This window comes from Maritimimonas sp. 2210JD6-3 (assembly GCF_056591795.1).
The window spans coordinates 1-9092 of record NZ_JBWQOJ010000059.1; the positions used below are offsets into that span (position 1 = coordinate 1).

Genomic DNA, 9092 nt, shown 5'->3' on the forward strand with positions numbered 1-9092 from the left:
GTAAACCGAACTTAAAAATGAAATATAAAACAGTTATAATAATGGGACTTTTCTCTTTACTTTTTTCTTGTAAGACTTACACTATTCCAGTAGAAAGTTTCCGTGAACAGATGATAAAATCTGGAAACGAAAAAATGCGTGATGTTGAAATTAATAATCCGACTTCATACTCGAATTTGAAATACCAAGCGAATAGTGTAAAATCTATAGTTGTAGTTGACAAGAACGGAAATAATGTGAAAATTGAAAATTCACCGAAACTGGAAATGCGGATAACGAGAAAAAACGGAAAAAAATATATCCTTCTTTTCGATACTGTAATAGTAGAAAATGATACTCTGAAAGGTGCTCGCTCAAGAATTATTCAAAATTTGAGAAGAGAAATACCTTTAAACGATATTGAAAAAATTGAAATACAAGACAGCGGAAAAGTATATAAATATCAATAACTGAAATAAAACACTATTGGCAACAACGTATATAATTTATTGCTAGTTCTAGCCTACTTACGAAAATCCTCGCGGATTTTCTATTCGGTTTGTATTTGCTAACTTTAGTGCGTTAAACAACGCAACTAATCTTATACAAACACGTTACCAACAAGCTAAAAAAAATCGAATTAATTACCAAATCGGTAACTTTTTTATTATATTTGCGTCAAACAATTATAATGTGAGAGTAATCGCAAAACGAACTTTACGAGATTTTTGGGAAAAACACGCTGATTGTGAAGAACAATTAAAATCGTGGTATAGAGAAACTGAAAAATCCGAATGGAACAATATTAACGAATTAAAAAATGAATATCCAAGTGCTAGTATTTTAAAAGACAATCGAATTGTTTACAATATAAAAGGTAATAATTATCGTTTGATTGTAAAATTTAATTTTGAATACGGAATATGCTGGATAAGATTTATCGGAACTCACGCTGAATATGATAAAATTGACGCAAATAATATCTAATCATGAAAATATTACCAATTAGAAACGAAAAAGACTATCAAAACGCACTCAACAGACTTGAGGAAATTTTTGATGCAAAAAAAGGAACGGAAGATGGAGACGAATTGGAAATCCTGTCAATTTTGATTGATAGATATGAAAATGAACAATTCCCAATCGGAATGCCTGACCCAATCGAAGCAATTAAATTCCGAATGGAACAAATGGGAATGAAACAAAAGGATTTAGCAGAAGTTGTTGGATTTAAAAGCAGAGTTAGCGAAATTTTGAATAAAAAAAGAAAACTAACTCTAGATATGATTAGAAAACTCAACACTACTCTACATATTCCTACTGAAGTTTTAATTCAAGATTATTAATTGAAAAAAGCCAGTTGGCAACAACGTATAAAATTAATTGCTTGGCACGAGCCTGCTTACGAAAATCCTCGCTGACAAACACGCAACTATTCTTATACGAGACCGTTAGACATGCTGAAAAATAAGATAAAAGTTTATTATGGAAGTTAATATGGCATATTATCGTAAAAAAGACTGGAAAAAATTCCTGAAAATAATTGACGACAGGGATAGTATGCATGACTTTTGGGAAGATTGGCACAAATCCTATTTAGAAGCAAAACGCAACTTAACTTCAAAAGGTTTAATCGTTAATGATTATGTTGTTGATTTGAATAAGTTAAAAACATACTGTAAAATTAGAGGCTTAAAAATTGACGGAAAAGCTCGATCACAATTCGTATCTGATATAAAATGAACAAAGAACAAATATCTAAGGTAAAAACTTTATTAACAGAATGGAACCCACTTGGAGATATGTCTACTCAAATAAGTGATTTAAATAATTATGAAACTGAAGCGACTGATATTCTGTGGCATGTAAAAGAGAAAAGCACGTCCGATCAGATAAGTAAATTGATATATTCTGTATTAAATCAAGCTTTTGGAATTCATGTAGATCCAGTAAAATGCAAAATTATTGCTAAAAAAATCTATGCAATGCTTAATAAAAAATAAAAACACGAAAGCACAACACGGTGTCTTATGAAAAGCACTAGCCCAGTTCTTCAAAGTTACTATTTATTTTTTAATTATCTCATATTGATAGTTTTGGGGTGTTGAATTGTTGATAATTCCGATAGGATTATCAATACTTCAACACCTTATATAACTTGCTCCGCATCCTATTTGTGATATCACGCCTTAGCGGGATTCACCAGCATCTGTATGATTATAAGTTATAATAAGCCTAGCCACTTGCTATAAAAATGTGATACTAAATCTAGTTCACCCACGTTGTTTTGTGATATAGGCTTTGAATACTTCTCTGTGAGCTTTGTTATTGGTTTATATTTTATTCTATTCTATAACTCCTATTTCATAAGGTGTCTCTGTTTTTATAACAGCTAAAGTTCTACTAAGCAACTTTCTTGCTACTTTAATCGAAAAGAATTCCTCGACGCTCTGCGTCGGGGTTTCCGTTGAAATTGTCATTCCCGTGAAAACGGGAATCTAAATAATAAAATTTCGGTTTTTGGTCTGATAAGACCAAAATGAAACGAGCGAAATACCCCTATGGCTCTGCCTTGGGGATAGTTCGTTTCAAGAAATTTTTTATTCTTTCCCTGATGTTTACGATAATACGACTGCATTACAGGGTCTGTACGTATAGCTTGCCATGAGGCCTCTATAAAATAGGAGCGTATCAAACGATGTGCTCTTGGGGTGATGCCCATGGTCTTACTATTAGCTCCACTCTGATAAACTCCTGGTGCCAATCCTACATAGCCTGATAAATGTTTTAGGTTATTAAACCGTCGCAAATCTCCCAATTCACTTAATATCCCACAGGCCACTATACCGCCTATTCCTGGGATACTCCGAAGTAAATAATAATCCTTCTTAAAATGCTTTCGACAATAAGCTCTTAACTCATTACTTACCAAACGTAAATCTGAATCTACAAATCGAAAATAACGCAGACGACTCTCTAAGCTTGACTTGGCTATAGGATACTGGAACTCAATAGCATCTAACCAATTACGGAAATTATGACTCCAATGGTCATTATCATACTGCTCTGGTATCTTGATACCGAAATACAACAATTGCATCTTGATATAGCTCTTAATACGCCTAAAGTCCTTAACCAAATCATTTCGCCTTCTAAACAAACTACGTAAGGCTTCTCGATGCATGTCGGGAACATGAATACTGGTTAATCGACCATCTTTTAACTCTCTACTTATCAACTGTGCATCAATACGGTCGGTCTTGGTGTAACGTTCCTTGCCTCTGCGATGAATATCCGATGGATTTACAACCAATGATTCCCATCCCTAATTCTCGAAACTGCGATGGGCATAATAACCGCAACAACCAGCTTCATAAGCTACACTGACTTCATGATTTCTAAAATGTTTATCTACATATACCTTTAATTGCTCTGGCTCAGGTGGCATACTAAAAGACTTACCTGAAAACAAGTCCGTAGAGCAATGAACTTTCCAACTTCGCTTGTGTATGTCAATTCCTATATATAACTTTGGTAAGGCAGTAATTTGAGTTTCCATATCTTAACGATTTTTAATGATCTTTAAAGATACTCGACTTACTGCTTTTTCATCGATGCTATAAAACATAGCTAATAAGTGCTAAATCGAGAGGTTTGTGCTTATTTATAAAGACCGCCAAATTTTTAAATTTGGCTTTTAAAATAGAAAAGATAAAAACAAAACATAAAAATTCGGCTCTGTGTTTATCCGAAAAGTAATACCTTTTTACACGCTACGTTTCATACACAAGACCGTTACCTGTAATGCAGAAAATTGTGCAAACCATTGAACATATTGCTAAAAAATCCAGCCGCACAAACAGCACATTTATTTTTTGCCAAACGCTTCTTCCATTGCTCTAAAAAATAAAAGAGCTGTTTTCTAGCCTTTGCGCTCAAAAAAACACCACTACATTTTACAAAATATAGGATATAAATGTATATTTGTGATTATAAAATAACGAATATCTGAAATAATGGATAATTCTGAACTGAAAAAAGACCGTTTTAAGCGAGTAGCTTCCCGAAGAGTTGAAAATATTCTTAAAGGAATTCGCAGTTTATCAAAATGTTCAAATGAGAACAATTATGAATATGACGAGGAAGATTTGAACAAAATGGTAAAAGCAATTAAACAAGAATTAAAAACAATGGAAACATTGTACAAAAAGAATTTAAAAAACAACACAGACTCGTTTAACTTTTAAAAAATATGGAGCAATTATTTAAAGACCTGCTAGTAGCTCATAAAGCAGAAGAAGTAAGAAAAATTCTCATCAAAATTGGTAAGTCCAAAATGAGATGGGACCCAGTTGGTAATAGAAAAAACAATCTAGCAACCATTAATATAGGTACAGACCCAGCTTCAGGAGTTACCGAGCGAATTACAAATGCAATTGATGCTGTATTAGAAAAAGAATGGAAAATAAAAGAAGAACCAAATGATATAAAAAGTCCGAGAAAAGCAGCAGAAATTTGGTATGGCATTCCTGATGGTAGAATCGCTAAAATAGAAGACGCTCTAGATAACAGAATCAAAGACATTTCAGATAAAATTCAAGTAACATTATTTGATTCAGGAAAAGACACAAAACCAACCGTAGAAATCAGAGATAAAGGTATAGGACTTGAACCAGAACAATTTTCAGAAACAATTTTAGACCTAAACGGTAATAATAAAATTGGTAAACTTCATTTAATGGGTGCTTATGGTCAAGGTGGTTCAACAGCTTTGTCTTATAACAATCTTACTATTATTATCTCAAAGCCTTTCTTCACAGACCAGAGAAAGAAGAAAATCGAAATTGATGATAAAGTTTTTGAACCTGGAACACTAGTTCGTCATATAATGATGGACATAGTAAAATACAAAGGAGTCCTAACTACACAGACAAATTCATTGTGGTATTTAGCTCACAATTATTTATTTGACCCAATTATTCCTTTTACAATTTCTGATAGAAGAAAAGAAAAAACTGTCAACCGAACAGTTACTGGTAATAATCGATTGTTAACTAATAATCCAAATTTAGATTATTACAATGAAGTATCGCTGACCTTTAAAGATGGTTCTTTAAAAATCTATTATTGGGTATTAAATACAACTGGAGAAAATCCAAAAAATAGAATTACTGGATACGCAAGCGTTTCAAACCCTATAATCATCTGTTTTAATGGTCAAAAGCAAGGAACATTAGGCAATGAAATTATCAAAAACGATTTAAAACTTCCATTTTTAGACCGTTACATTATTGTTCAAATTGAGGCTGATAATATGGACAATGATTCTAAAAGACAGCTTTTTAGTAGCACAAGAGAATCGTTAAGGGACACTTCAATACTAGCAGACCTAAAAAAACTAACTATTGACACCTTAAAAGAAGATGACAATCTTGTAAGACTAGATAATAAGAGAAGACAACGTTACTTTACCAAAGATGACACACAAGTTTTAGATAGTTTAAAGAAAAGGCTTGCTAGAAGAATTAATTCTTTTCTAAGTAGTTCTGGTAAAGGAACTTCCGTTACTACTTCTACTCTAGGCGAAACTTCAAAATCTGAAAAACTTCCAGAGATTACAATTGAAGACCCACCAACATTTTTTGAAATAGTTACGAAATCACCAAAAGAAGTAAATCCGAATAAAACATTCTCTATCAAATTCAAAACTGATGCACATCCCAATTATTTTGCTAAAGTAGAGACTTTTGCAGCTTTTATCGAACCACAATCATTTGGCGTTTTCACAGGAAATGCGAGAGTGACTAATGGTTATGGAATTGCATTTTTTAAGGCAAATGAAGATTTAGAAATAGGAGAAAAAGGAGAAATTTCATTAGAACTAAGACCACCAAGATTAAAATCTATCTCTGCATCAATTGATTTGATTGCAGTTGAAAGTCCTGAAAATTCCAATACTGATGGAAGTGGAAAAAATAAATCGCCAAATATCGAAGTAACATTTGTTGATAGAAATAGTGCTATTTATCAAGACAATAATTGGGATGAAACAAATGTTGGCGAAGTTGCAAATTCTCAAGATGGTGTTTTCATTTCAATTTCAGAGGAAAATAAAAACTTGACAAAACTTGTAGCCAAAGCTCAACGACAAAATGACCAAGCTGTCCAAAATATTAAAAACAAATATTTAGAGCATATTTCATTTTACGCATTTATGCTTGACCAGAATAAACCTGAAAAATTTCTAACAGAAGAAGAAAACGAACTTTCAGATGGTGTATATCAAAAAATTAAGGAATCCGAATTAAGAAATGCTAGTGAAACCGTTTGTGGAATGATAAACGATTTCTTTGAGCTAATTGTTACGGAGAGTGTCGAATCAGAAACAGTTTAAGAGTGGTAGATAAAAAATTCATAACACCTTGGGCTAATAAAAGTGACTCAGACCCATTTCATTCTTTATGCTCTTATTTAGGAGCATTTCCGCCTTCTCTTGCGAATTATTTTATCAAATATTTTACCGATGAAAATGATTTAGTATTTGACCCATTTTCAGGCAGAGGAACTACAATTTTAGAAAGTCGGATATTAAACAGGAAATCTTTTGGTTCAGACCTAAACCCAATCGCTCTCGCTTTAAGCAAAGCAAAAAGCCACAACTTAAAACCTAAAGATATTCTAAAAAGAATTGATGAATTAGAAGAAGATTACGATTACGCATTATTCTTACCAGAGGCACAAGCGCAATCGGATGAAATCCATTTAATTTTTCATCCTAGAACTCTTGCAGAACTTTGTTATTTACGAGTAATGTTACTCGAATCTGATAATAAAATAGACCAGTTTTTGATAGGTGCCGTTTTGGGAATTATGCACGGAGGAGAAAGAAAAGATGGCAGTTCTGGTTATTTATCGATTAGTATGCCCAATACATTTAGTATGGCACCAGATTATGTTAGACGTTTTGTGCAAACAAAGGAACTTAACCGAGTTTATCGAAATGTTTTTGAAAATCTAAGAGAAAAAGTAGAAAGAGTTTTTAAAAAACATACTTCACCTAAAAAAGAATCATTCATATTAGAATGTGATGCAAAAGAAATAAGTCATTCTAAAGAGCTTAAAAAGTTTCAAGGAAAAGTTGACTTGCTTCTCACTTCGCCACCATATTTGGGTATTGTTAACTATGCTAAACAAAACTGGATACGTTCGTGGTTTTTAGAATCTGACCCAATAGAAATATCTGAAAAATTAGATGATGATTTAAACATTAATCAATGGGTTAAATTTTCAAAAACCACAGTTACCGAGTTTAAAAAAATGCTAAAACCAAATGGAACGGCAGTTTTTGTAATTGGAGATGTTGCTAAATCCGCGAATAGCGTTATTCCGTTAGCAAGAGAATTTGCAATGATGATTCGTGAAAACAAATTATTCAAGAATGTTTGGATTTTCTCTGATTATATTCAAGGTGTTGACAAAACGACAAGAATTTGGGGAGAAACAAAAGGAAAAGCAACTGCAACTGATAGAATAGTTATTTTATCCGACATAAATCCTTTTGAAAAAAATGAACGATTAAATGGTCAATCTATTTTGACGTACGAACTGATAAAAGAAAGCACACAACACTTTTTAGGAGACTTAATTGAAAATGAGTAATAAACCATCAAATAACAAATTTCATTCTCAGATTCTAAATCTTTTACAATCTGCAAGAAATACTGTAGTCCATTCAGTAAACCAAACTATGGTTCTAACCTACTTTGAAATTGGCAGAATGATAGTTGAGGAAGAACAAGAGGGCAAAGAGAGAGCTGATTATGGTAAGAAGATTTTAAAAAGCCTTTCAACTGTGCTTTCTAAAGAATTTGGCAAAGGCTTTTCTGTCGATAATTTGGAGAATATGCGCAAGTTCTACTTGGCTTATCAAAAATCCGAAACGCTGTCTCGGATTTCTTCGAAAGCAATTTCCGAAACAGCGTCACGGAAATCTGAAAATATGATATTGAGCTGGTCGCATTACTTAAAATTGATGCGTATTGATGATGAAAACGAACGTAGTTTTTATGAAATAGAATCCTTCAAAAATAATTGGAGTGTTAGAGAATTACAACGCCAGTTCGATTCAGCATTATACACAAGACTCGTATTAAGTAGAAACAAGGAAAAAGTAAAGGAACTATCGGAGAAGGGACTTATCCTAGAAAAACCAAAAGATGCTATAAAAGACCCATATATTCTTGAATTCATTGGACTTCCTGAACACGCTGAATATTCGGAGAGTGAATTGGAGCAAGAGATAATCGACAAATTAGAGCACTTCCTTTTGGAACTTGGAAATGGATTTACATTTGTTGCTAGACAAAAGAGAATTTCTTTTGACGACAAACATTTTAGGATTGATTTGGTTTTTTACAACCGATTTTTAAAATGTTTCGTGCTAATCGACTTGAAAATAGGTGAAATAAAGCATCAAGACCTTGGGCAAATGCAGATGTATGTGAATTACTATGACCGCGAAATAAGGCTTGAGGAAGAGAATAAGACAATCGGAATAGTATTATGTAGAGATAAGAGCGAATCCGTTGTGGAATATACTTTGCCCGAAAATAACGAGCAGATTTTTGCAAGTAAGTATAAAACAGTATTACCAAGCAAAGAGGAACTGAAATCATTAATAGCTGAACGGAAAAGCCAACGCTAAAGCCATACACATTTCCAGTCGCGCCAGCCAATGCGCCACCAAAACTGTAAAAGAGTATGTCTTCTGCCAACGCTAGCAAGTTTGCGGAAAAGCACTACAGGTAACAATGTATAAAAAAAATAGGGCAAAAAGTGCTTAATCGAAAGGTCTGTGTGTATTTGCCTAGTCGCCAAATTTTTAAATTTGGTATAATTAAAAAGAGAAAAGATAATTAACAAAATTTAAAAATTCGGCTTTAGCTTAATCCGAAAAGTAACGCATACAACCACCCTACTTTTCTTATACGAGACCGTTGTATTCCATTTTGACCCGTCCTGAATAAAGGCTACATAATTTTAAACATTATGTACAAAAACGACAAAGTAATTAGTCGCTCCTTAATTTCTAATTAGTTAATTGAATGTCAATG

11 protein-coding genes are annotated in these 9092 nt (G+C 32.9%); 9 read left to right on the top strand and 2 right to left on the bottom strand.

The features are described from left to right. The 5 genes from AC1EUY_RS15570 to AC1EUY_RS15590 all read left to right on the top strand — a co-directional run. The coding region (locus AC1EUY_RS15570; protein WP_480196477.1) for a hypothetical protein at positions 1-449 on the top strand (449 nt) is incomplete at its 5' end. Between the two features lie 223 nt (positions 450-672). Beyond that, positions 673-966 carry a type II toxin-antitoxin system HigB family toxin gene (locus tag AC1EUY_RS15575; protein ID WP_480196478.1) on the top strand — a complete coding sequence of 98 codons (294 nt, stop codon included), beginning with the start codon at positions 673-675 and terminating at the stop codon, positions 964-966. A gap of 2 nt (positions 967-968) precedes the next feature. Then, the gene (locus AC1EUY_RS15580; protein WP_068449010.1) at positions 969-1325 is read left to right on the top strand and encodes a helix-turn-helix domain-containing protein; all 357 of its coding nucleotides are present in this window, start codon (positions 969-971) and stop codon (positions 1323-1325) included. Positions 1326-1464: 139 nt separating this feature from the next. Beyond that, complete coding sequence (locus AC1EUY_RS15585) at positions 1465-1722, top strand: hypothetical protein (protein ID WP_480196479.1); 258 nt, start codon at positions 1465-1467, stop codon at positions 1720-1722. Next, positions 1719-1982: a DUF1871 family protein gene (locus AC1EUY_RS15590; protein WP_480196480.1), complete on the top strand. Its 264-nt coding sequence runs from the start codon at positions 1719-1721 to the stop codon at positions 1980-1982. Before AC1EUY_RS15585 ends, AC1EUY_RS15590 begins: the two co-directional genes overlap by 4 nt. A gap of 473 nt (positions 1983-2455) precedes the next feature. Here AC1EUY_RS15590 and AC1EUY_RS15595 read toward each other — a convergent pair whose 3' ends face one another. Further along, positions 2456-3292, bottom strand: a complete 837-nt coding sequence (locus AC1EUY_RS15595; protein WP_480196481.1) for an IS110 family RNA-guided transposase — start codon at positions 3290-3292, stop codon at positions 2456-2458. 12 nt (positions 3293-3304) lie between these two features. After that, positions 3305-3538: a hypothetical protein gene (locus AC1EUY_RS15600; RefSeq protein ID WP_480196482.1), complete on the bottom strand. Its 234-nt coding sequence runs from the start codon at positions 3536-3538 to the stop codon at positions 3305-3307. 457 nt (positions 3539-3995) lie between these two features. Here AC1EUY_RS15600 and AC1EUY_RS15605 point away from each other — a divergent pair, with 457 nt between their 5' ends. From AC1EUY_RS15605 to AC1EUY_RS15620, 4 genes are read left to right on the top strand one after another with little or no spacing between them, the layout of a single operon-like run. Then, on the top strand, positions 3996-4226 hold the full coding sequence (locus AC1EUY_RS15605) for a hypothetical protein (protein WP_480196483.1): 231 nt from the start codon (positions 3996-3998) through the stop codon (positions 4224-4226). A gap of 5 nt (positions 4227-4231) precedes the next feature. Next, positions 4232-6373: a hypothetical protein gene (locus AC1EUY_RS15610; RefSeq protein WP_480196484.1), complete on the top strand. Its 2142-nt coding sequence runs from the start codon at positions 4232-4234 to the stop codon at positions 6371-6373. A 2-nt stretch (positions 6374-6375) separates the two neighbouring features. Continuing rightward, positions 6376-7638 (top strand): DNA methyltransferase, encoded by a 1263-nt coding sequence (locus AC1EUY_RS15615; protein WP_480196485.1) that lies wholly within the window; start codon positions 6376-6378, stop codon positions 7636-7638. Further along, a complete protein-coding gene (locus tag AC1EUY_RS15620) occupies positions 7631-8683 on the top strand; it encodes a PDDEXK nuclease domain-containing protein (RefSeq protein ID WP_480196486.1) in 1053 nt (350 codons plus the stop codon). The genes AC1EUY_RS15615 and AC1EUY_RS15620 overlap by 8 nt, the downstream gene beginning before the upstream one ends. Positions 8684-9092: the final 409 nt, after the last annotated feature.